The organism is Paractinoplanes durhamensis, from assembly GCF_016862175.1.
GTDB classification, from domain to species: Bacteria; Actinomycetota; Actinomycetes; order Mycobacteriales; family Micromonosporaceae; genus Actinoplanes; species Actinoplanes durhamensis.
Genome location: NZ_BOML01000052.1, coordinates 152,659 through 174,875, shown reverse-complemented (window position 1 = coordinate 174,875; position 22,217 = coordinate 152,659). Strand labels below are relative to the sequence as shown.

The following is a 22,217-nucleotide window of genomic DNA, read 5'->3' as shown; positions in this document are numbered from 1 at the left end:
TGGCGGTTGGCGGGCTACCTACCTCGCCACTCGGTGGAGACGCAGGCCTCTTCGAAATCCCAGGTGCCGTCGGATCGGCCGGACCGCAGTCGGCTGAGGATCGCGCGGAGGTCGGCGTCCGGCGGAATGTCCAGGGCGATGATCCGGTACGCCGGGGCTGCGCTCTCGCCGCGAACCCCGAGATCGGCGAACGCGTCGAGCACGGCAGCGGGGTCGAGCACGACAGCGGGGTCGAGCGGGTCGCGGTGCGTCACCCGCACGGTCAGGTGGCCCGACCAGTGGGCTTTTCGCGTGATCCAGCGGGTGCCCTCGTGCTCGACGGCCTCGACTATGTCCTGGTTGGACAGGTTCTCCGCGAACCATGGGGTGTTCTCGAGGCGATAGCGGCCGTCACCCAGCGGGCCGGCCCACAGGCCTTCGCTGTCCACCGGGTGCGGCCAACCGCTGTCCGGCGCCCGGCTGTCCGGGTCCCGCGTCAGGCCGAAACGCACCATCACCAGCCCCTGCCCTGCTGGTGGGGGATGATCCGCCGCGGACGTCACGTCCGAAGCCTAGGCCTCGGCGGGTTTGAGGGTGACCCGCCGCCCCTCGCGAAGGTGGCGCAACGGCCCGGTGTTTCTCGCGGCTTGCTGCTGAGCAGGGCGGGGCTTGGCACGTTCGTACCTGTATGGGGCTTTGGGGGAAGCGGGGCCGTCGCTCAGGGCGACGGCCCCGGTGAGGCTAGGAAGCGTATGTCTCGAATTCGGTGATTTTGGGGGTGGTGGAGGCGGTCAGGATTTCGAAGGTGATCTTCTTCAGCGACGTGCTGGTGAAGCTGATGGTGCCGGGGGTGCCGGTGCCGGTCTTCAGGACTGCGCCGGTGTCGGCGTTCTTGACCTGCCAGGTCGAGACGCCGGAGCCGTCGCGGATGATGATGCGGGAGACCGACTTGGCGGCGCTCCACTTGACCGAGACGTAGCCGGTGGTGCCGCTGGGGGACCAGTACGTCGACGTGCTTGCGTCGATCACGTTGCCGTAGCTGGTGCCGCTCGCCTTGCTGGAGCCGTCAGCGCCGGCGCCGATGCTGAGGTTGGTGCCGCTCGGGGCTGAGGTCGTCGGGGCAGTCGTCGGAGCGGTCGTCGGAGCGGTCGTCGGGGTGGTGGTCGGTGACGTCGTGGGGGACGTTGTCGGGGTCTGCGACGAGCAGCTGCCGTTCGACGTCTTGATGCCGGTGTTGGCGCCCGCGGTTGCGGCGACCAGGGCGGGGACGCAGGCCGCGTTGTCCAGGGAGTACGAGTACGGGATGCTCACCGTCGTGTTCGACGGCATGCTCGGGCCGGCCGGGTTGGTCTCGCTGTCGGCGGCCGACCAGGTCACGTTGTCCAGGATGTTGCCGCTGGCCTGCCAGTAGCCGGCCGCGTCCGTGTAGAACGTGCCGAGGACGTTCATCGAGTTCTTGAAGTAGTTGTTCTCCACCTTGGCCTTCGCGCCGGCCCTGGAGTTGATGCCGGACTCGTTCAGGCTCACGTAGGAGTTGTTGTAGATGTGCGCGATGCCGCCGCGGAGCAACGGCGTGCGGGAATCGATGTTGGTGTACAGGTTGTGGTGGAACGTGACGTAGCCGTTGGTGGTGTCGGTCTCGCTCGAACCGATCAGGCCGCCACGGCCCGAGTTGCTCAGCTTGGCGTAGGACAACGTGACGTACTGGGTGTTGTCCTTCATGTCGAACAGCCCGTCGTAGCCCGCGTCCTCGCCGCCCGACGCCTCCAGGTTGACGTGGTCGACCCAGACGTTGCGGACCGTGCTCTCCATGCCGATGGCGTCGCCGCCGTTGGACGTGGGGGAGCCGGACTTCTTGACGTTCCGGACGGTCACGTTCTGGATGATGATGTTGCTGGAATCGCGGATGTGGATGCCCAGCTGGTCGAAGATCGCGCCGCTGCCGACACCGATGATCGTGACGTTGCTGATTTCCTTCAGCTCGATCTTGTCGGCGGCGGTGTTGCAGCTGTCGCCGGACACCTTCGTGGTGTTGCCATGGTTGATGGTGCCCTCGACCTCGATGGTGATCGGGGTGCTGCCGCTGGCGCGGGTGCACAGGGCGGTGTGGATCGCGGTGCCGGTGGTGGCGCGGACCGTCGTCCCGCCGTTTCCGCCGGTGGTACCGCCGTTCTGACTGGCGTAACCGGTGGCGCTGCCGACGGCGGCGGCAGAAGCCTGGAGCGACGGTGCGGCGAGGGCGACCGCACCGGCGAGGGCTGCGGTGCCACCCGCAACCAGCAGCCGCGTAGCGACTGATCGTTTCATTTCGTCCCACTCTCCTAGTTGGGGATGCGCGTCCGGTCGCGCACAGGAAAGCGCTTTCCACTGGGAGAATAGGAAGCCGTCTATGCCGCTGGCAAGGTTCCGCCCGGATTACGGTGTTATGAACCGGGGATTTCAAAGATGACGGCCCACATCGACGATGCGGGCCGCCTGTGTCACCGGGGGTCAGGCCGAGCGGAGCTCCCGGGCGTGCGCCGCGCGCATCAGGGGCAGGGCGTTCAGTGGCGTCAGGTACGGCTGCAGGCGGCGGATGTAGCCGGCCTGGGCTCGCAGGGTGGCCCGCAACTCGGTCAGCGTGCGGGCGCCGCAGGCGACCAGTCGTGGATTGCCCAGGGCCGCGCCGAGCACCAGGGCGGGCAGTTCCGCGGTCAGCCGGAACTCGCCCACCTCGCGGGTGACGCTCGTGGTCACCGACTTGGTGGCCGGGTCGAAGGTGATCGTGTAGATGACATCGGGGCCCGCGTAGGAGAGCTGGAACGGGTCCGGCCCGGCCGGGCCGGTCAGCCCGTACTCCGCTACTAGGAAGTGGAAGGTCCTGGTTACCTCAGGCTCGAACGACACAATGACCCCCGATCCGGCGGAAGCCTCCCGGCGGCCGCCATCCGCCGGATTAGATCGACAAAAGCAGATGTGCGGCCGGTACGCAATGGGTGTTCCACGCGCAGGGCGGCCGGGCGGCACGGTAGAAAGTACGCATGGGCGAGATTGTGCTGATCAGGCACGGGCAGACCGAGTGGAGCGCGGTGGGGCGGCATACGTCGTATACCGATCTCGAACTCACCGACGAGGGTGAGCGGCAGGCGCGGGCGGCCGGCGAGCGGCTTTCCGGGCGTACGTTCGCGGCGGTCTTCTCCAGTCCGCGGAAGCGGGCCCTGCGGACCGCCGAGCTGGCCGGGCTGACGATCACCGAAACCACCGATGACCTGGCCGAATGGAATTACGGAGAGTACGAGGGGATCACCACCACGGACATCCGCAAGACCGCCCCGGCGTGGTCGCTGTGGACCGACGGGGCGCCCGGCGGCGAGTCGCCCGAGCAGGTCGGCGCGCGGCTCGACCGGGTTCTCGCCCGCGCCCTTCACCTGGTGGACGGCGGGGACGTGGCGCTGGTCGCGCACGGGCACTCGCTGCGGGTCGCCGGGGCGCGCTGGATCGGGCTGCCGGCGAGCGGCGGCGGGCTGCTCAAGCTCGGCACCGCGACCATCTCCACGCTGGGCTTCGAACATGAGAACCAGGTGATCGATTCCTGGAATGCCTGATCGCGGGCAGTATTGACGGCTGTGGAACGACGAAACCTGTTGCGCGCGGCGGTGGCCGTGCCGGTCCTCGGCGGGTTGCCCGCGGCCGAGGCGTCCGCGGGCGGGTTCGACCCGCACGATCCGCGCTTCGCGATCGCGGTGCTGCCGGACACCCAGTACCTGTTCGATGCGGACAGCTCCGACCCGGCGCCGCTCCGGGAGAGCCTCGGCTACCTGCTCGAACACCGGGCGGCCGACAACATCGCGTTCCTGGCCCAGCTCGGCGACCTCACCGAACACGGCGTCGAGGCGGAGTTCGACCTGGTGGGGGCGGAGTTCCGGCGGATCGACGGGCGGCTGCCGTACAGCGTGCTCGCCGGCAACCACGACGTCGTCATGGCCACCGACGATCAGCGGGGGCCGACCGCCTTCCTGGCCGCGTTCGGGCCGGCGCGGTTCGCCGGTTCGCCGACCTATCTGGGGGCCAGCGATGACGGCTACAACAGCGCCCATCTGATCACTGCGGGTGGGCGGGCGTGGCTGATTCTGGCGCTCGACTGGCGGATCTCCGACGGCGGGCTGGGCTGGGCCCGGGGGATATTGGCGAAATATCCGACCGTGCCGGCCATCGTCACCACCCACGACCTGGTCCTCGCCCACGACGACGGCGAGGCGTTTCTGTCCAGAAATGGTCATCGGTTGTGGGATCAGTTGATCAACGACAGCGACCAGATCTTCCTCACCCTCAACGGGCACTTCTGGCCGCCGGGCCGGGCCGTGCTCACCAATGCGGCCGGGCACGACGTTCACGTCCACATCACCAACTACCAGGATCGCTACTACGGCGGCGCGGCGATGATCCGGCTCTACCGCTTTGACCTGGGGCGGAACCGGATCGACGTGGAGACGTTGGCGCCCTGGCTACTGGCCCGCGACCCGGAGCGGCGCACTCCGCTCGAAGCGGAGACGATCGAGCTCACCTCCGACGTCGACCGGTTCAGCCTGGAGATCGACTTCGCGGCGCGGTTCGCCGGCTTCGCGCCGCCGCCGCTTCCGGCTCCGCGACCTGCGGAAACGGTCATCAACCGGGACACCGTGGCCTACTGGCGATTTGACGGCGCCGGCCAGTCGGTGGCTGACGGCGCGACCGTTCCGGATCGTACGGGTAAAGGAAATGATCTTTCGGTACGGCGTCTCGCCCACAGTGGTCCCGAGACGCTCATGTTCAGTGGCGACCACCATGCCGCCGCTCCGGGGCAGGCCAGCCTCCGCTTCGACGGCGGCCGGGACCCGGACCGGGGTGCGATCCTGCAGACCGGGCCGCGCGCGCCGATCAACGGCCTGACATTCCTGGACGGCTACACCATCGAGGTGTTCCTCAAACTGCCCGAGCCGTTCGACGGCGACCATGCCTGGATGGGCGTGCTGAGCTGGGAGGGGCGCAGCGGCGACGCCGGCAAACGCAGCGGCTGGTCCCCGCTCGAGCCGACGTGCAGCCTCAACGTCACTTCCGAACGATTTCTTCAGTACGTCGTGTACAGCGCGGACGGCGACCACAACCCGACCTCCTGGAGTCACGCCCTCCCCACCGGTGTCTGGCAGCACGTTGCGATCGTCAACGACGGGCGGCGCAGCATCGTCTGGGTCAACGGCTCCGAGATCGCCCGGAACTCGACCCGGCCGGCTCATGGCATCGCGACCGTCGGCCGGCCGTTCACGCTCGGGGCCACCTCCTTCGACCTCGCGTACGGGCAGGGGTTCTACGGCTGGCTCGGGGACGTCCGGATCACCGGGCGGCCGCTGAGGCCGGCCCAGTTCCTCCCGGCCGGCCACTACCGGCCGTGATCCGCGCGGGATGGCCGTTCGCCACCACCGCCGGTCCGGTGATCGAGGCAGCGAACTGCCGGCCGGCCACCGGCGACCGGCTGACCTCCTCAGACGCCGAGGTAGGCGGCGCGGACGGCGGGGTCGGCGAGCAGTTGCTCGCTGGTACCGGTGAGCGACACCGTGCCGGTCTCGATGACGTAGCCGCGGTCGGCCACCTTCAGGGCCCGGGCCAGGTTCTGCTCGACCAGCAGGATGGTGAGGCCGTCCGCGTGCAAGCGGCGCACGGCGGCGAACATCTGGCCGACCACGAGCGGCGCCAGGCCCAGGCTCGGCTCGTCCATCATGAGCAGCCGGGGGCGGCTCATCAGGGCGCGGCCGATGGCGACCATCTGCTGCTCGCCGCCGGACATGCTGCCGGCGAGCTGGCCGGCCCGGTCCTTCAGCTTGGGGAACAGGTCGTAGACGTGCGCGAAGGACTCGGCGGCCCGGGCCCGGGCCGCTCGGTCGTACGCGCCCAGCTCCAGGTTCTCCCGCACGGTCAGCTGCGGCCAGAGCTCGCGCCCCTCCGGGACCAGCGCGATGCCGAGGCCGGGCCGGCGGTGGGCCGGGACCCGGCGCAGCGGCTCGCCCTCGAACAGCAGGTCGCCCCGGGCCACCGGGCGGATCCCGGCGACCGCGCGCAGGATGGTGGTCTTGCCGGCTCCGTTCGCGCCGACCAGGGTCACCAGCTCACCCTCGGCAACGGTGAAGCCGACCCCGTAGAGAGCCTGGGCGTCGCCGTAGAAGACGTCGATGTCGCGGACCTCAAGCATCGGTGTCCTCCTGGTCGTCGCGCCCGAGGTAGGCCTCGATGACGAGCGGGTCGTTCGCCACCTCGGCGGGCAGGCCCTCGGCGATCTTGCGGCCGTGGTCGAGCACGACGACCCGGTCGGAGAGGCTCATCAGGGCGTGCATCACGTGTTCGATCATGATGATGGCGGTGCCACGATCGCGGATCTGCCGGATCAGCTCGACGAAGCGGGTCGCCTCGACCGGGTTGAGGCCGGCGACCACCTCGTCGAGCAGGAGCACGCGCGGGCCGGTCGCCAGGGCCCGGGCGACCTCGAGCCGTTTGCGGCCGGCCAGGGTCAGCTGGCCGGGCAGCCGGTCGGCCCGGTCGGCCAGGCCGATGAACTCGAGGATCTCCATGGCCGCGGCCCGCGGGTCGCGCCGGACGCCGCCGGGCCGGCCGTAGTGGTGGCCGACCAGGACGTTCTCCAGCACGGTGAGCCGGGCGAACGGCCGGACGATCTGGTGGGTGCGGCAGACGCCGAGATGGACCGAGCGATGGGCGCGTCTGCCGCTGACCGGTTTTCCGTCGAGCAGCACCCGGCCGGCGGTGGGCCGGATCGAGCCGGCCGCGACCGAGAACAGGGTGGTCTTGCCGGCGCCGTTCGGCCCGATCAGGCCGAGGATCTCACCCTCGTCGAGGTGGAAGTCGATCTCGTCGACGGCGCGCAGGCCGCCGAAGTGCCGGCTCACCGACTCACCGACCAGCAGGGTACTCATGTGGCCCGCCGAACCGGGATCGCCAACCGGTGCAGTCGCCGGACGAGCCCGGTCAGCCCGAGCGGCTCGAACAGGATGATCAGGATCAGCAGGGCGCCGTACAGGCCGAGGTAGAGCTCGGAGTAGTTGGCCAGCAGGAACTCCTGGATGATCACGAAGACGATCGCGCCCCAGACCGGGCCCAGGACGGTGCCGATGCCGCCGATCACCGCCATCAGGATCAGGCCGATCGACCGGTCGAAGCTGAACATGTCCTGCGGGTCGATGAACGCCTGGTAGGAGGCGTAGAAGCCGCCGCAGACGCCGACCATCGTGCCGGACAGGAACAGCACGATGTCCTGGTAGAGGGTCGGGTTCACGCCGAGGTCGCCGGCCGCCTCGACGTCCTCCTTGATGGCGGACAGACCCAGCCCGATCCTCGACCGGGCCAGCCCGTACGAGATCAGCACCGCGCCGCCGAGCAGGTAGAGGCCGTACCAGTAGAGCTGGTATTTGGTGGGGTTGCCGGCCAGCGGCAGGGACAGCCCGGAGGAGCCGCCGGTGAAGTCGGACCAGTAGGTGGCGACCAGACGGGTGGCCTCGCCCACGCCGATCGTCGCGATGGAGAAGTACGGGCCGCGCAGCCGCAGCGTCGGATGCCCCCAGAGCAGCCCGAACAACCCGGCGGCCAGCCCGCCGAGCAGCCACGCGACGCTGAACGGCAGCCCGGACGACAGCATGATCCGGGCGGCCACGAAGCCGCCGACGCCGAACATGGCCGCGTGCCCGAAGCTGATCTGGCCGACGTAGCCGCCGAGCCAATTCCAGGCCAGGGCGGCGGCCATGAACATGAAGGTGAGCCCGACGATGTTGTGGGTGTAGTCGCCGATCGGCAGGACCAACGGTGCTACCCACAGCGCGGCCAGCGCGGCCGCGAAGGCGAGCAGGAACCGCACCCGGCTCACCGCAGCACCCGCTGCCCGAACAGGCCACCCGGGCGCAGCACCAGCACGACGACCAGCAGCACGAAGCCGACCGCGGTGGTCAGGTATGGCGGCACCGCGTAGACCGCGAACACCTCGGCGAACGCGAGCACCAGGGCACCCAGTGCGATGCCGACGATGCTGCCCAGCCCGCCGAGCACGATGATCACGAAGCTCTTCAGCAGCTCGCTCGCGCCGAACGACGGGTTGAACGCGAACAGCGTCGACGCGAGCGTGCCGGCCAGCCCGGCGAGCGCGGTGCCGAGTCCGAACGTGAACACGTAGATCCGCTCCACATTGATCCCGGCCAGGGTGCAGCTGTCCGGGTTCTGCGCCACCGCCCGGATCGCCTTGCCCAGGTAGGTGCGGGTGAGCAGGAGATGCAGCGTGAACAGGGCGACCGTCGCCACCGCGAAGACGGCCAACCGGGTGGCCGAGAAGCTGCCGCCGAGGATCCGCACCGACGAGGTCGCGTAACCGGTGTGGATGACCTGCTCGTTGCCGGTGAACAGCAGGTAGGCCACGTTGCGGATGACCAGCCAGACGCCGAACAGCAGCAGCAGCGACTGCACCGCGCCGGCCGGCCCGCGCGGCAGGAACCGCACCAGGCCGAGATAGATGCCCACGCCGATGGCGAAGAACACCACCAGGACGATCGGGATGGCCAGGAACGGATCGATCGCGAAGCGGTCGAAGAGCTGCCAGGTGACGTACGCCGAGGCCATGATGATGCCGCCGTGCGCGAGATTGACGATGCGCAGAACCCCATAGATCAGACCGAGGCCGTACGCCATGGCGGCGTAGAACCCGGCGAGCAGCACCGCCGAGACGGCGAGGACGACGACCTCTCCCATGGCCGGATCAGCCCTTGCAGGCCGGGTTCGGCGCGACGCCCTTGCCGTTGGCCACGTCAGCCGGATAGATGATCGGCGAGGTGCCGTCCGGCAGGTTCTGCTGCACCACGAACGGGTAGTCGGCCTGCCCGCCCTTGTCGGCCGGGTAGCTGAGCTTGCCGCCGGGCAGGATGGAATCCATGGTCAGCGCGGACAGTTTCGCCCGGACCTGCTCCTTGTCGACCGTCCCGGCCTGGGCGATCGCGGTGAACAGCGACCGGGCCGCCTCGTAGCCGAGCGCCTGGTACCACTCGGGGTCGGTGCCGTACTTGGCCTTGAACTTGTCGACGAACTCCTTGTTGAGGCCGGCGTTGCCCAGCTGCTTGTTCCACCACACCGCGGACAGGATGTAGTTGACGCCCTCGGCACCGAGGGCGGTGCGGGCGTCCGACTCGGTGCCCCGGGCGCCGTAGGTGAGCACCTTGGTGCACATCGCCGAGCTGAGGTACTGCCGCTGCATGGTGATGAAGTCGGGCAGGTGGGCGTCGATCATCAGCAGGTCGGCCTTGGCACCGCGGACCTTGCTGAGGATGGCCGAGAAGTCCTTGCCGTCCAGCGCGAACGACTCGTCGGTGACGACCTGATAGCCGGAGCTGTGCGCGGCCGTGAAGTCCTGGACACCCTTGCGGAAGTCCTTGCCGTGCGAGGTGTTCTCCCAGACGATCGCGACCCGGGCCGGCTTGGGCAGGGCGCCGGCCGCCTGCTGCTGGTCGATCCACTGCATCTCGGTGTTCGCCAGGTTGGCGACCGGGGCCAGGGTGCCGAACACCCACTTGAATCCCTTGGCGTAGATCGAGGTCGCGGCGCCACCGCCGTTGACGTACGGGATCTGATTCTGCTCGGCGACCGTGCTCTGGGCCTCGACCACGGCCGTCGAGTACGTACCCAGAAAGAAGTTGACCTTGTCCTGGGTGATCAGGCGTTGCGCGAGGTTGACCGCCTTGGCCTGATCGGTGGTGTCGTCCAGCAGGTTCAGCTGGACCGGCACCTTCTTGCCGCCGAGGTCGATGCCCCCGTCGGCGTTCTCCACCTCGACGGCGAGCTCGTAGCCCTGCTTGAACCGGCCGCCGGTCTTGGACTCGGTGCCGGTCAGCGGCAGGGTCGATCCGATCACGATCTTGTCCGGTATCGCGGTGTTCGCGGAGTCGTCATCGGTGTCCTTGCTCGGCACGCAGCCGGTCAGCAGCAGGACGGTCACGCCGACGAAAACGGTTGAGCGGTTCACGGCAGATCCTTTCCGGAGCTATCGCCGGTAACCCCGTCGGCGATGCCGTGCACCAGCCCGGCGCGGACGAGGTCCTGAGGGCGCAGTCGCAGCTGCGCGGCAAGATCGGGCGCGTCGCCGGGGTCGAGCTTGAGAATCGCCCGGATAGCCCGGCCGGTCCAGCGGGTCGACCGCCACCGCCCCCGCCGCTGAGTGGCATAGTGGTCTATTGGCTAGCCCACTTTGGCAATCAACGATGGTCAATGTCAAGGTGATGTGATTCCCGGAGGCACCGTGTCCGACGCCCTACGCCCGATCGGACGGCAGCGCCTGTACGAGCAGGTCATCGAGCAGCTGCGCGCCTACGCCACGGCTCACGACCTGAAGGCCGGCGATCGGCTGCCGGCCGAACGCGTACTCGCCGACCGACTCGAGGTCAGCCGGGTCTCGATCAAGCAGGCCATCGTCGCCCTCGAGGTGCAGGGCCTGCTCGAGGTCCGCCACGGCGGGGGCACCTACCTGCGGCGGGACAGCCTCGACGTCGAACCGTTCGAGGTGCTGGCCGACCGCAAGCGCCGGCTGCCCGACGTCCTCGACGCCCGCGAGGCCCTCGAGACCAAACTCGCCGAGCTTGCGGCCCGCCGCCGCACCGAGGAGGACCTGGCCGAGATCGACCGGGCGCTGGAGTACATGCGCGCCGAGATCGATGCGGGCGAGCTCGGGATCGAGGGGGATCGGCGGTTCCATGCCGCGGTCACCGCGGCGGCGCACAGCGCGCTGATGGCGCAGTTCATGCAGTCGATGGCGGAGCGGATCGGGGAGAGCCGCCATGAGTCGCTGCGGCAGCCCGGCCGGCCGGCCCGCTCGTTCGCCCAGCATCAGCGGATCGCGGAGGCCATCCGCGCCGGCCACGGGCCGGCCGCCGCGGCCGCGATGCGTCGTCACGTGCACTCGGTCAGCCGGGTGCGGCTCCTCGACTGGGAGCCGGAGGCCGACCCGGCCGGATGACGGCCGGTCGCCGTGGTTGTTGACCCGGATGTGGCCGGGGGCGAACCACTGGGCGGCGTGCCTGGTCGTTCCGCCATGATCTACGGCATGACGAGGAGTGCGCGCTGGCTGGCGCTGCTGGTGGCGGGCGCGTACTTCATGGAGTTCCTGGACGCCACGGTGATCGCGCCGGCCGCGCCGCACATCGCCGCCGACCTCGGCATCGCGCCGGTCACCGTGAACGTGGCGATCACCGCCTACGTGCTGACCATCGCCGTGCTCATCCCGATCAGCGGGTGGCTCACCGAACGGTTCGGCGCCCGGCGCGTCTTCGCCCTCGCGATCGCGATCTTCACGCTCGCCTCGGCCGGTTGCGCCGCCGCCGTCGACCTGCCGATGCTGGTCGCCACCCGGGTCCTGCAGGGCGTCGGCGGGGCGATGATGGTGCCGGTCGGCCGGCTCGTGGTGATCCGCACGACCGAGAAGACCGACCTGGTCCGGGCGGTCGCCTACCTCACCTGGCCGGCCCTGGTCGCGCCGCTGCTGGCCCCGGCGCTCGGCGGCTTCCTCAGCGAGTACGCCTCCTGGCGCTGGATCTTCCTGATCAACCTGCCGCTCGGCGTGGTCGCGTTGCTGCTGTCCTTCCGGCTCGTCCCGGACGTGCGCTCCGACGACCCGGGGCCGCTCGACTGGCGGGGCTTCCTGCTCGTGGCGGGCGGCATCGCGGCGCTCGTCTTCGGCCTCGAAGGGGTGGCCTCCGCGCACCCCCGGTGGGCCCTCGTGATCGGCGCGCTGCTGGTGGCGGCGGCCGCGCTCACCGCCACCGTCGTGCATCTTCTCCGCTATCGGCGCCCGCTCGTCGATCTCCGGATCCTTCGGGTACGCACGTATCGGGTCACCGCTCTCGGCGGCTCGGTGTTCCGGGCCGTGATCACCGCTATTCCGTTCCTGCTGCCGCTGTTCTTCCAGCTCGGCTTCGGGTGGACGGCGGCGCAGGCCGGGCTTGTGGTGATCGCACTGTTCGCCGGGAACGTCGGGATCAAGCCGGCGACCACGCCGCTGATGCGCCGCTTCGGGATCCGGACGGTCATGCTCGTGTCGGTGCTTATGTCGGCGGCCTGCCTGGTCGGGATCGCTTTTCTGCAGCCGTCCACGCCTCTGGTGCTGCTGCTGGTGCTGCTCACGCTGAGCGGGATCTTCCGGTCGGTCGGGTTCACCACCTACAACTCGGTGGCGTTCGCCGACGTGCCGGCCGAGCGGATGACCGGCGCCAACACGCTCATGTCCACGGTGCAGGAGCTGGGCGGCGGGCTCGGGGTGGCGGTGGGGGCGCTGCTGGTGCGGCTCGGCGCCGGCGTGAACTCCGCAGCCGGCTCCTCCGTGGATGACGCCTACCGCTTCGCGTTCGTGCTCCTGGCCGTGCTTCTGGTCGTGCCGGCGGCCGACGCGTTCCGCCTGCCGCGCGAGGCGGGCAACGTGGTGACCGGCCGCGCCGCGGCCTGATCGGAATGTGTCCTAACCGGACAGTCCTTCTCGCACACACGAATGATCAACAAGTCTCCCCATCGGCCGGTCCGGAGCGCCGGGTCGGCCGAGAGCCCACGCCCGTCACCAGCACTATTTTCATGATCGTTGCGTGGTGCGAGGGGGAGACGTGGGGCTGCTCAGCCGACTGTTCCGGCGGTGCTTCCGCCGCCGGCCCGCGCCGCCGGGGCCGGTCGGGGGCGGGGTGCTGGCACAGACCCGGGCCTGGGAACTCGAACAGCCGATCCACGACAGCGAGGTGCCGGGTGCAACGGGAGTCCACGCCGAGCGACGGGCCGCCGAGGAGATCGAACGCCCGCGACCGTGCGACGGGCGGCGTCGGTCGGAGGATGAGTAGCCGGTGCGGCCATGCCTGATGCCGGGCTCGGATGCTTGAATGCCTGGATGAGTGGCCGGGACTGGCTTCAGTGGCATGAGGCTTACGAGGTATCAGGTTCGTCCCAGGCGCGCCGGCTCGTCGTCGTGCAGCGCTATCTCACGACGGCTCTGGACGGCAGGCCGGGGCGATTGGTCAGCCTCTGTGCGGGTGACGGCCGGGACGTGCTTCCGGCATTGGCGGCGCATCCGGGCGGCCGAGACGTGCGTGCGGTGCTGGTGGAGCTCGACCCGGCGCTGTCCGGGCGGGCTCGGCTCGCGGCGGAGGCGCTCGGCCTGCCGAGCGTCGAGGTGCGCACCGCCGACGCCGGAGATCCGGTTGCGTACCGCGACGTCGTGCCGGTCGACGTGCTGCTGGCCTGCGGCGTCTTCGGTAACATCAGCCCCGGGGACATGCGGCGCACGGTCGCCGCGTTCCCGTCCTTCCTGGCGCCGGGCGGTGTCGTGATCTGGACCCGGGGCCGGGGAGATGTCGCCGCCGACCCGAGCGCCGAGGTCCGGGCGTGCTTTGTCGCCGAGGGCTTCGAGGAACTGGCTTTCACCGCGCCGGACGACGCAGGATTCCGAGTCGGCATGTCGCGCTTGGCCACCGCCACCGCCACCGCCACCGCCACCGCCGGAGCGGCGACGGCGACCGGGCGTCTGTTCGCCTTCCGTTGAGCCGCGCAGCTTCGCGCGCGGCGGCTCGGCCGCCGCTGTCCCGGCGCCGTGCGACGCCGGGACCGGCCGGTCAGGACACGGTTGCGCGGATGTCGCCCAAGCCTCTGGCCACCAGGAACTCGCCGCCGTCGGCCAGGCGGGACCACGATCCCGAGTTGGTGTCCCACCGGCGCCACAAGCGGCTGTCCGTCTGGACGACCACCCTCGCCGACTCCCCGGGTGCGACGTTCACGGCGGTCCAACCCACGAGGCGGATCGGCTCGTCGGGCTCGACCGGGCGCAGGTAGACCTGGACTATCTCGCGGCTCGGGTGCGCGCCGACGTTGGTCACCGTTGCGGTTACGGCGGGGGCGTCGCCGGTGATCAGGCGTACGTCGGTGTACTCCCACTTGCCGTAACCCAGGCCGTGGCCCAGCCAGAACGCCGGCTCGGCGGCCCGTCCGGCGAAGTGGCCCCGGTAGCCGATGAACGTGCCCTCGGTGTAGGGCAGCTTGCCGTCCACCGGCGTCACCGACCATGCCGGTGTCGCCGCGTCGGCGGCCGGGAACGTCGTCACCAGGCGGCCGGCCGGTTCGATGGTGCCGAGCAGGGCCGCGGCGATCGCGTGGCCGCCCTCCTGGCCGGGCAGGCCGGCCCACAGCACCGCGTCGACCCTCGACAGCCACGGCATGATGACCGGGGTGGCCGCGTTGACCACCACGATCGTGCGGCGGGCGGCGCCGGCCACCGCCTCCACCAGGGCGTCCTGGGCGCCGGGCAGGTGCAGTGTGGACTTGTCGACCGACTCGGTCTCCTGCTCCTCGGTCAGGCCGACGACCACCACGGCCACGTCGGCGCCGGCCGCGGCGCGCACCGCCTCGTCGATCACGTCCACCGTTTCGCGGGAGGCGGCGCGGCCGATCAGACCGAAAAGGCCCATCGGCGTGGTCAGCGTGACGGTCGCGGTGAACAGGTCGCCGGCCGCCACCGTGAAGCGGTCGGTGCGCAGTGGGGGAGTCAGGACCTCCTCGCCGAAGCCGCTGCCGCTGGCCTCCAGCGAATAGGACAAAGCGGCGGAAGCGGAGGCGACGGCGACCTTCCAGTCGCCGACGCCGAGCACCCCGAGCTCCACCTCGCCGGATACGGCGATATTTCCGGACAGGACGGCGGTCGTCGCCGACTCGGGGAAATCGTCGTCCATGCCGACCATCGTCCTGGCCTGGGCACAGAACCGCTGCTCCAGCTCCTGGCCGGCGGCGTCGTAGAGGACGACCCTGATGCCGGGATCGCCGGTGGCCGGGTCGGTCAGGAAACCGTCGCGGGCGGGCACCGGGCGGGTCCGGACCTCGACCCCGTCCACCACCGTGAGGTCGCCCAGCAGCTCACCGAGGCCGGTGGCCACGCTCACCTGGTACGGCGGGTTGACCTGCGCCGAACCGCCGCCCATGTCGATCGTCTCGACCGCGTGCCGGCCGATCAGCGCCACCGACGACGTGGGCGACAACGGCAGCACGTCGGCGTCGTTCTTCAGGACCGTGATGCCGGTGGCGGCGAGGCGGGTGAGCTGGTCACGGCGTACGCCCGAATCCGGCGCCGGAAGCGACGACGGCCAGGACCTCTCCGCGCCCAGCGCGCCCACCCGTTTGGCCAGGAGCAGCAGGCGGTCCAGGTGATCGTCGATCACGGCCTCGTCGACCTCACCGGACTGCACCGCCGCCACCAGGGCGTCGCCCCACGGGCCGGCGGGGCCGGGCATGACCAGGTCGAGGCCGCCGTTCGCCGCCGGCGCGGCGGTCTTGGTGGCGAACCAGTCGGACATCACCAGGCCGCGGTAGCCCCACGTGTCCTTGACGATCTCGTTGATCACGTGGTGCTGCTCGGTGGCGGCGACGCCGTTGACGTCGTTGTAGGCGGCCATCATCGTCCACGCGTCGAGGGCCATCTCGAACGGCAGCAGGTAGAGCTCGCGCAGCGTCTTCTCGTCGACCACGCTGTCCACCGTGTTGCGGTCGGTCTCCGACTCGTTCGCGACCAGGTGCTTCAGGCACGCGGCGATCCCGGACTCCTGCAAACCCCGCACGTAGGCGGCGGCCAGGCGGCCGGTCAGCAACGGATCTTCCGAGTACGCCTCGAAGAGCCGGCCACCCAGCGGACTGCGATGCAGGTTGATCGTCGGGCCGAGCACCACGTGGATCTGCTGGGCCATCGCCTCCTCGGCGAGCAGCCGGCCGACCTCGTAGGCGGTGTCCTCGTCCCACGCCGAGGCGAGCAGGGTGGCGTTGGGGAACAGCGACACGACCCGGCCGCCGGAGAACTTGAGGCCGCGCACGCCGGTCGGGCCGTCCGAGAAACGCAGCTCGCCGAGGCCGATGGACTCCTCGGGGGCGAGCGTGAAGGCGGTGGCGCCGGTGAGCAGCCGCACCTTGGCGGGCAGATCCAGCGACTTGACGAACGGGGCGATGTCGTCGGTGGGCATGGCCCCATGGTTACACGTGTAAGTAAGGTTGTCATCATGGCCGAACGCACCGCCCAGCGGGTCACCAGCGCCGACGTCGCGCGGGTGGCCGGCGTCTCCCGGGCCACCGTCAGCTACGTCCTGAACGACACGCCGGGGCAGACCATCTCGCCGACCACCCGCACCCGGGTTCTCGACGCCGCCGCCCGCCTCGGCTATGCGCCCAGCGCCGCCGCCCGCGCGCTGCGTACCGGCCGTTCCGACGTGGTGCTCTGCCTGCTGCCGGACTGGCCGATCGGGCCCGAGGTCGGCTCGATGCTGGGCAACCTGTCCACCGCGCTGGCCCGGCACGGCTTCACCTTCGTCGTGCACCCGGGCAACCGGGAGGACCGGCCGATCAGCGAGATCTGGAAGGCGATCACGCCGGCCGCGGTGATCGCCTTCGCCGACTTCTCGCCGGGGGAGATCACCGCGATGCGCGCGGCCGGGGTCGCGCTGGTGGTCGCGCTGCTCGGCCGGGGGCCGCAGGACCGGCGCGAGCTGGAGATGCCGCAACAGCTGATCGGGCGGCGGCAGGCCGGGCACCTGATCGCCGCCGGGCATCGGAAGATCGGTTACGCCTGGCCCGACGACGAGCGGGTGCGGATCTTCGCGGAGCCGCGGCTGGCCGGCGTCCGCGCCGAATGCCGGGAGAGCCGGGTGGGTGGTCCGGCGAGCGAGACGGTCGCGCTGGATGCGGAGCAGGCAACTATTGCGGTACGCCGTTGGCACGCGGCCGGGGTCACCGCGGTGTGCGCCTACAACGACGAGGTAGCGCTCGCGGTGCTGGCCGGCGTACGGCTGCTGGGAATTGACGGTCCTGCCGTGATCGGCGTGGATGACATCCCGGCCGCGCGCCTGGCCGTGCCCGCGCTGACCACCGTCACCACCGACCAGGCCGCGGTCGCCGCCTACCTGTCCGCGACGGTGGTCGCCGCGATCAACGAGCACCCGGCGCCGACCCTGCCCGCGGAGGCCCTGGTCCATGTCATCAAGCGCGAGAGTGCTTGATCACCGACTTCTTTTACTTTGATTTTGGCGTACATGAAACGCACAGGCGCGGCACATCGGTGCCCCAGCTCACCGGCGAATGGTGAAGGTACCCGAGAAACACCGCCCACCAGGGGGTCCGCCATGCTTGTGCAGCTCAACCGCCACACCGAAGCCCGTGACTTCAGCGCCACCGCGACCGACCTCCCGCTCAACCCGGCCAGCCTGCCCACCGCGGGCCCGCGCCCGGTGGTAGCGGTGCTCGGGGCGCCCGGCCGGGTCAACGGCCTCGCCCAGCACCTCCCGGCCGGCTGGTCGGTGCGGTTCTCCCGCGACCTCGACGATGTCACCGCGGACGAGCTGGTGCTGTTCGCCGGCGCCACGGTCCGCGACGTCGTCCTGGCCCGCCGGCTGCTGCCGAGCCGGACCCAGGTGATCGCGCTGGTCGACGACGCCGCCCCGGCCGAGACGGTGGCCGGCGTGCTCACCGCCGGTGCCGACGCCTGCGTGCGTGGCGGTCAGCCGGCGATACTCGCCAGCCACCTGGTGGCCTGCCGCCGACGGCTGATGGCCGGCCGCTGGGCCCAGCTCAACGAACAGGACCGGCACTGACCGTGAACCCGGGCCGCTCGCGGCCGGGGGCCACGTCGCGAACGACCCGGAAATCAGGCCGCGTCGCCGATGCCGTTACGGGGGATACGGCACCGGCGACGCGGAGATCACCGCCCGTTCAGGCGGTCGGGGTGGCGCTGGCCTGCGGCTGCAGCACCTTGCAGGTCTCGATCGCCTTCTTGACGGTGGCGTCCGAGGTGTCGAGGTCGCCGGCGCTCGCGGTGACGCCGTGCTCCTTCAAGCAGTTCTGATAAGCGGCGTTACGGCCGTTGCCACCGCCGCCGTTGCGCCCGGCACCGAACGAGGGCCGGACCGAGGCACACGCCTCCTGCGCCTTCTGCCAGGTCGCGTCGTCCACGTTGTCGGGCTTCTGGAAGCCGCCCATGCCGCCGCCCGGGAAGCCACCACCACCGGGGCCGCCGCTGCCCGAGGGCCGGGGCATCGCGGACGGGTTGCCGGACGGGCCGCCACCGGGGAAGCCGCCCTCGCCGGGACCGCCCGACGCGCCGTTGCGCGCACCACGCGACGGCATCGTGATGGTGACGCCGTTCTTCGCCAGGCACTCCTGGTAGGCGGCGAACGCGGTGTTGCCGTTGCCGTTGCCGTTCCCGCTGTTCGAGGAATCGTCCGAACTGCCGCCGCCACATGCGGCGACCAGGAGCACGGCTGCGGACGCGACGAACAGCGCCGCCGCCCGGCGGGGCGCCTTCGAACTGACCTTGCGCACGATGCCTTCTTTCCTCGGCACGGATGTCGGGGGCCCACCCAACCCGGACAACCTGCACAGAATGTCGGGAGATCCTCGGAGTTCGCTCGGAGAGGCTGTGTCAGAGCTGTGCCCGGCGATCTTGGCTCCGAGCCAACTCCGAGCCAGGACCGAGCAATCGGCGAGGACGACCGGGAACACTTCCCCGCCATGGGTGAAGCTCTGGCCGGTCGACGGCGCTGGATCTGGGTCGCTGCGGCTGTCGTCGTGCTCGCACTGATCGTGTACGGGGTGGTGCACGCGTTGACCGCGGACGCCACCGAGAAGCCGAAGGCGGCCGCCACCGTGGCGGTCGACCGCGGCGACGTGACCACCGAGGTGGCCACCACGGGCACGTTGCAGCCGGCGCAGACGCGAAGTCTGTCGTTCGCGGTGGCGTCCGAGGTGGAGAGCGTCTCCGTCCGGGCCGGCACCACCGTCACCGCCGGTCAGACGCTGGCGAAGGTCGACGACACGGATGCGGCCGAGGCCGTCGACGACGCGCAGACCTCCCTCGACGACGCCGAGGACGCCCTGGCCACCGCCAAGGCGAACGCGTCGAAGACGTCCACCACCGCCAGCACGTGCGGGACGAACGTGGCCGCGGCCTATCGGGGCGGCACCACTACCCCGACCACGTCGCCGACCCCGACGGCAACCGCTTCGCCGACGGCCACCGCGACCACGTCGCCCACCGCGACCGCCACGGCGACCGCGACCAGGACGGCGACCGTCGCACCGACCACGACCAAGGGCAGCGGCGGAAAGACCGGCACCGGGAGTGGCACGGGGAGTGGGAGCGGCAGCTGCTCCGGCACCACCTCCGGCGGCAGCAGCAGCGGTGGCGGCCAGCAGGGCGGGCAGAGCAGCAGCACCGACTCGATCCTCAGCGCCCAGCAGCGGGTGACGCAGGCCAACACCACCCTGGAAGAGGCCGAGGAGGCGCTCGAGGGCGCCACCATCACGGCGCCGATCGCCGGCCGGATCATCAGCGTCAGCGGCAAGGTCGGCAGCCAGGTCAGCGCCGGTTCCACGTTCATCACCCTCGCCGACGTGTACGACATGCAGATCAGCGCCGCCTTCCCGGAGGCCGACGCGGACCGTCTCGCGGTGAAGCAGAAGGGTGTGGTCACCCTGGCCGACCGGGCGGGCAAGGAGTTCAAGTCGACCGTCGTGCAGGTCGACCCGACCGGCACCAGCGACGGCACCATGGTCACCTACGGCGTGCTGCTCTCCTTCGACGAGGCGCCGGAGGACCTGCTGGTCGGCCAGAGCGCATCGGTGAAGATCACCACCGGCTCGAAGACCGGCGTGCTCCGGGTGCCCAGCACCGCGGTGCACAATGTCCAGGGCGACAAGGGGACGGTGCTCAAGAACGGCACCCAGACCGAGGTCGGGGTCGGCCTGCGCGGCGACCAGTACACCGAGATCACCACCGGTCTCACCGAGGGTGATGAAGTGACCCGATCTTGGTGACAGCGGGTGTACAGCTCGCTCTCGCACGATTCATAGGGAATTCCTAGGTAGCGTTGATACTCATTCCGGGTGCTATCTGATTCCCGTTCCTCAGTCGCGCTCGGCGAACCGCCCGCGCGGACCGCCCGGGTCCTGGTCGTCGACGACGAGCCGAACATCTCGGCCCTGCTCAGCGCCACGCTCCGGTTGGTCGAGTTCGATGTCCGGGTGGTCGACTCCGGCCACCGTGCCCTGGTGGCGGTGGAGGAGTTCGAGCCCGACCTGGTCGTGCTCGACGTGATGCTGCCCGACCTGGACGGCTTCGACGTCGCCAAGCGGCTGCGCGCCACCGGCAGCCGGGTGCCGGTGCTCTTCCTGACCGCCCGCGACGCCGTCGAGGACCGGATCTCCGGCCTCTCGGCCGGCGCCGACGACTACGTCACCAAGCCGTTCAGCCTGGAGGAGGTCGTGCTCCGGATCCGGGCGATCCTGCGGCGCAGCCAGCCCGAGCTGGAGGCGCCGGCCGCGGACACCGGGGTGCTGCGCTACGCCGACCTGGAGCTCGACGAGGACGCGCACGAGGTGCGCCGGGCCGGTCGCCTGATCGACCTGTCGCCGACCGAGTTCAACCTGCTCCGCTACCTGATGATCAACGCGGGCCGGGTGGTCAGCAAGGCGCAGATCCTGGACCGGGTCTGGAAGTACGACTTCGGCGGCGACGGCCGCATCGTCGAGTCGTACGTCTACTACCTCCGCCGCAAGATCGACAAGACCGACCCGCCGCTCATCCACACCGTCCGCGGTGTCGGCTACGCGCTGCGGTTGCCGCGCGGCGGCGAGGAGTGACCTCCCGGCTCCGCTGGCGGCCGCGGCAGTGGAGCCACTGGACCCTGCGGTCCCGCCTCGTCCTGGTGGTGGCCGCGCTCGCCGCGGTCGCGCTGCTCGTCGCCAACATCGCCGGGCTGGTGCTGATCCGCACCTACCTGCTCGGCCGGATCGACGACCAGCTCAGCGGGATGGCCCGGCCGTTCGCCGAGGACCGCCCGATCGGCACCAACTACTTCCCCCGGGGCCGCTTCCAGCGGATCGGCCCCGACCAGCTGGTGTACGTCTACAACGCGGACGGCTCGCTGAACGCGACGCGCAGCTACACCAGCACCACCAGCGACAAGCCGCTCCCGAACGCCGAGGAGTTCGCCGAGGTCAAGGCCCGGGCCGCCACCGCCAAGCCGTACACGTTGAACGGCACCGGCGCCGCCGCCGACTTCCGGGTGATCGCCGTGCCGGTGCCGGACACGGCCGGCGGCGGCTACGCGGTCATCGGCGTCTCGCTCTCCGAGGTGCAGCAGACCACCGACCAGCTCCTGCTCATCGACGCCGGCGTGTCCGCGCTGGTGCTGGCCCTGCTGGCCGGGGGAGCGTGGTTCGTGGTGCGGCTCGGCCTGCGCCCGCTCACCGAGATGGAACGGCTCGCCACCGACATCTCGGCCGGCAACCTCTCCGGCCGGGTCGCCGGCACCGACTCGCACACCGAGCCGGGCAAGCTCGGCGTCGCGCTCAACTCGATGCTCACCCGGATCGAGGCCGAGGTCGACGCCCGCACCGCCAGCGAGCAGCGGCTCCGCCAGTTCGTCGCGGACGCCTCGCACGAGCTGCGCACCCCGCTCACCTCGATCCGCGGCTTCGCCGAGCTGTACCGGCGGGGCGGCGCACCCCCGGGGGCGGCGCTGGACGAGACGATGAGCCGGATCGAGGGCGAGGCCGGCCGGATGGGTGTCCTGGTCGAGGACCTGCTGATGCTGGCCCGCCTCGACCGGCAACGGCCGCCCGCACTGCGCCCGGTCGACCTGCTGGAGATCGCCGCCGACACCATCCGGGACGCGCACGCCCGGGTCCCCGGCCGGCCGGTCAAGCTGGCCGGCCTGGAGGACGACACCGACACGTTCGAGCCGGCCACCGTGCTCGGCGACGAGCACGGGCTGCGGCAGGTGGCCACCAATCTGGTCGCCAACGCCCTGCAGCACACCCCGGCCCGCTCCCAGGTCACCGTCCGGGTCGGCCGTCTCGCGGCCCGGCCGCCGCACGCCACCACCGTGCTGTCCGGCCCGGCCACCGTGCGTCCGGGCCTGCCGCTGGCCGTCTTCGAGGTCACCGACGACGGGCCCGGTGTGCCGCCGTCGCATGCGCCGCGGGTCTTCGAACGGCTCTACCGGGCGGACTCCAGCCGCACCCGCGGCAAGGGCGGCGGATCGGGTCTCGGGCTGTCCATCGTCGCGGCGATCGTTCACGGTCACGGAGGGTGGGTGGAACTCGACGCGCCACGCGGGGGAGGGTCGACTTTCCGGGTGCTGCTGCCCACTTCCGGTGACGCGCCGTGAGATTCCGAGCTGGCTCCGAGC

At 70.7% G+C, this 22,217-nt stretch carries 21 protein-coding genes; 11 read left to right on the top strand and 10 right to left on the bottom strand.

The genetic code is table 11. The annotated features are described in order from the left end of the window. Positions 1 to 14: 14 nt before the first annotated feature. The 3 genes from Adu01nite_RS32690 to Adu01nite_RS32680 form a co-directional block, all read right to left on the bottom strand. The gene (locus Adu01nite_RS32690) at positions 15 to 542 is read right to left on the bottom strand and encodes a DUF4265 domain-containing protein (RefSeq protein WP_203732698.1); all 528 of its coding nucleotides are present in this window, start codon (positions 540 to 542) and stop codon (positions 15 to 17) included. A 178-nt stretch (positions 543 to 720) separates the two neighbouring features. Further along, positions 721 to 2,286 (bottom strand): pectate lyase family protein, encoded by a 1,566-nt coding sequence (locus tag Adu01nite_RS32685; RefSeq protein WP_203732696.1) that lies wholly within the window; start codon positions 2,284 to 2,286, stop codon positions 721 to 723. Between the two features lie 183 nt (positions 2,287 to 2,469). Continuing rightward, positions 2,470 to 2,865: a hypothetical protein gene (locus tag Adu01nite_RS32680; RefSeq protein WP_203732694.1), complete on the bottom strand. Its 396-nt coding sequence runs from the start codon at positions 2,863 to 2,865 to the stop codon at positions 2,470 to 2,472. Between the two features lie 134 nt (positions 2,866 to 2,999). On the opposite strand from Adu01nite_RS32680, the gene Adu01nite_RS32675 reads away from it, so the two are divergent. Both Adu01nite_RS32675 and Adu01nite_RS32670 read left to right on the top strand, forming a co-directional pair. Further along, positions 3,000 to 3,563, top strand: a complete 564-nt coding sequence (locus Adu01nite_RS32675) for a histidine phosphatase family protein (RefSeq protein WP_203732692.1) — start codon at positions 3,000 to 3,002, stop codon at positions 3,561 to 3,563. A 21-nt stretch (positions 3,564 to 3,584) separates the two neighbouring features. Beyond that, the gene (locus Adu01nite_RS32670; RefSeq protein ID WP_203732690.1) at positions 3,585 to 5,387 is read left to right on the top strand and encodes a LamG-like jellyroll fold domain-containing protein; all 1,803 of its coding nucleotides are present in this window, start codon (positions 3,585 to 3,587) and stop codon (positions 5,385 to 5,387) included. Between the two features lie 89 nt (positions 5,388 to 5,476). Here the strand turns inward: Adu01nite_RS32670 and Adu01nite_RS32665 are convergent, their stop codons facing one another. The 5 genes from Adu01nite_RS32665 to Adu01nite_RS32645 are packed head-to-tail and all read right to left on the bottom strand — an operon-like array spanning position 5,477 to position 9,997. Beyond that, entirely contained in the window at positions 5,477 to 6,181 is a 705-nt protein-coding gene (locus Adu01nite_RS32665) for an ABC transporter ATP-binding protein (RefSeq protein ID WP_203732688.1), read from the bottom strand. Next, positions 6,174 to 6,917, bottom strand: coding sequence for an ABC transporter ATP-binding protein (locus Adu01nite_RS32660; protein WP_203732687.1), 744 nt, complete (start codon positions 6,915 to 6,917; stop codon positions 6,174 to 6,176). The genes Adu01nite_RS32665 and Adu01nite_RS32660 overlap by 8 nt, the downstream gene beginning before the upstream one ends. After that, entirely contained in the window at positions 6,914 to 7,861 is a 948-nt protein-coding gene (locus tag Adu01nite_RS32655; protein WP_203732684.1) for a branched-chain amino acid ABC transporter permease, read from the bottom strand. The genes Adu01nite_RS32660 and Adu01nite_RS32655 overlap by 4 nt, the downstream gene beginning before the upstream one ends. After that, positions 7,858 to 8,733 carry a branched-chain amino acid ABC transporter permease gene (locus Adu01nite_RS32650; protein ID WP_203732682.1) on the bottom strand — a complete coding sequence of 292 codons (876 nt, stop codon included), beginning with the start codon at positions 8,731 to 8,733 and terminating at the stop codon, positions 7,858 to 7,860. Before Adu01nite_RS32650 ends, Adu01nite_RS32655 begins: the two co-directional genes overlap by 4 nt. Positions 8,734 to 8,740: 7 nt before the next feature. Next, complete coding sequence (locus Adu01nite_RS32645; protein WP_203732680.1) at positions 8,741 to 9,997, bottom strand: amino acid ABC transporter substrate-binding protein; 1,257 nt, start codon at positions 9,995 to 9,997, stop codon at positions 8,741 to 8,743. Between the two features lie 273 nt (positions 9,998 to 10,270). Here Adu01nite_RS32645 and Adu01nite_RS32640 point away from each other — a divergent pair, with 273 nt between their 5' ends. The 4 genes from Adu01nite_RS32640 (at position 10,271) to Adu01nite_RS32625 (ending at position 13,543) form a co-directional block, all read left to right on the top strand. Further along, the gene (locus Adu01nite_RS32640) at positions 10,271 to 10,984 is read left to right on the top strand and encodes a FadR/GntR family transcriptional regulator (RefSeq protein ID WP_203732678.1); all 714 of its coding nucleotides are present in this window, start codon (positions 10,271 to 10,273) and stop codon (positions 10,982 to 10,984) included. 87 nt (positions 10,985 to 11,071) lie between these two features. Next, on the top strand, positions 11,072 to 12,466 hold the full coding sequence (locus Adu01nite_RS32635; protein ID WP_203732676.1) for a DHA2 family efflux MFS transporter permease subunit: 1,395 nt from the start codon (positions 11,072 to 11,074) through the stop codon (positions 12,464 to 12,466). Positions 12,467 to 12,599: 133 nt separating this feature from the next. Further along, entirely contained in the window at positions 12,600 to 12,845 is a 246-nt protein-coding gene (locus Adu01nite_RS32630; RefSeq protein WP_203732674.1) for a hypothetical protein, read from the top strand. A 125-nt stretch (positions 12,846 to 12,970) separates the two neighbouring features. Continuing rightward, positions 12,971 to 13,543 carry a class I SAM-dependent methyltransferase gene (locus tag Adu01nite_RS32625; RefSeq protein WP_203732672.1) on the top strand — a complete coding sequence of 191 codons (573 nt, stop codon included), beginning with the start codon at positions 12,971 to 12,973 and terminating at the stop codon, positions 13,541 to 13,543. A 70-nt stretch (positions 13,544 to 13,613) separates the two neighbouring features. Here the strand turns inward: Adu01nite_RS32625 and Adu01nite_RS32620 are convergent, their stop codons facing one another. Next, positions 13,614 to 15,998, bottom strand: a complete 2,385-nt coding sequence (locus Adu01nite_RS32620) for a beta-glucosidase family protein (RefSeq protein WP_203732670.1) — start codon at positions 15,996 to 15,998, stop codon at positions 13,614 to 13,616. A gap of 36 nt (positions 15,999 to 16,034) precedes the next feature. Between Adu01nite_RS32620 and Adu01nite_RS32615 the strand changes: the two genes are divergently transcribed. Both Adu01nite_RS32615 and Adu01nite_RS32610 read left to right on the top strand, forming a co-directional pair. Continuing rightward, the gene (locus tag Adu01nite_RS32615; protein ID WP_203732669.1) at positions 16,035 to 17,027 is read left to right on the top strand and encodes a LacI family DNA-binding transcriptional regulator; all 993 of its coding nucleotides are present in this window, start codon (positions 16,035 to 16,037) and stop codon (positions 17,025 to 17,027) included. Positions 17,028 to 17,150: 123 nt separating this feature from the next. Then, positions 17,151 to 17,618, top strand: a complete 468-nt coding sequence (locus Adu01nite_RS32610) for a hypothetical protein (protein ID WP_203732667.1) — start codon at positions 17,151 to 17,153, stop codon at positions 17,616 to 17,618. Positions 17,619 to 17,736: 118 nt separating this feature from the next. Here the strand turns inward: Adu01nite_RS32610 and Adu01nite_RS32605 are convergent, their stop codons facing one another. Next, the gene (locus Adu01nite_RS32605; RefSeq protein WP_203732665.1) at positions 17,737 to 18,345 is read right to left on the bottom strand and encodes a hypothetical protein; all 609 of its coding nucleotides are present in this window, start codon (positions 18,343 to 18,345) and stop codon (positions 17,737 to 17,739) included. 189 nt (positions 18,346 to 18,534) lie between these two features. Between Adu01nite_RS32605 and Adu01nite_RS32600 the strand changes: the two genes are divergently transcribed. From Adu01nite_RS32600 to Adu01nite_RS32590, 3 genes are all read left to right on the top strand, one after another. Beyond that, entirely contained in the window at positions 18,535 to 19,839 is a 1,305-nt protein-coding gene (locus tag Adu01nite_RS32600; protein WP_203732663.1) for an efflux RND transporter periplasmic adaptor subunit, read from the top strand. Between the two features lie 69 nt (positions 19,840 to 19,908). Further along, entirely contained in the window at positions 19,909 to 20,664 is a 756-nt protein-coding gene (locus Adu01nite_RS32595) for a response regulator transcription factor (RefSeq protein ID WP_203732661.1), read from the top strand. Beyond that, a complete protein-coding gene (locus tag Adu01nite_RS32590; RefSeq protein ID WP_203732660.1) occupies positions 20,661 to 22,196 on the top strand; it encodes a sensor histidine kinase in 1,536 nt (511 codons plus the stop codon). The genes Adu01nite_RS32595 and Adu01nite_RS32590 overlap by 4 nt, the downstream gene beginning before the upstream one ends. Positions 22,197 to 22,217: the final 21 nt, after the last annotated feature.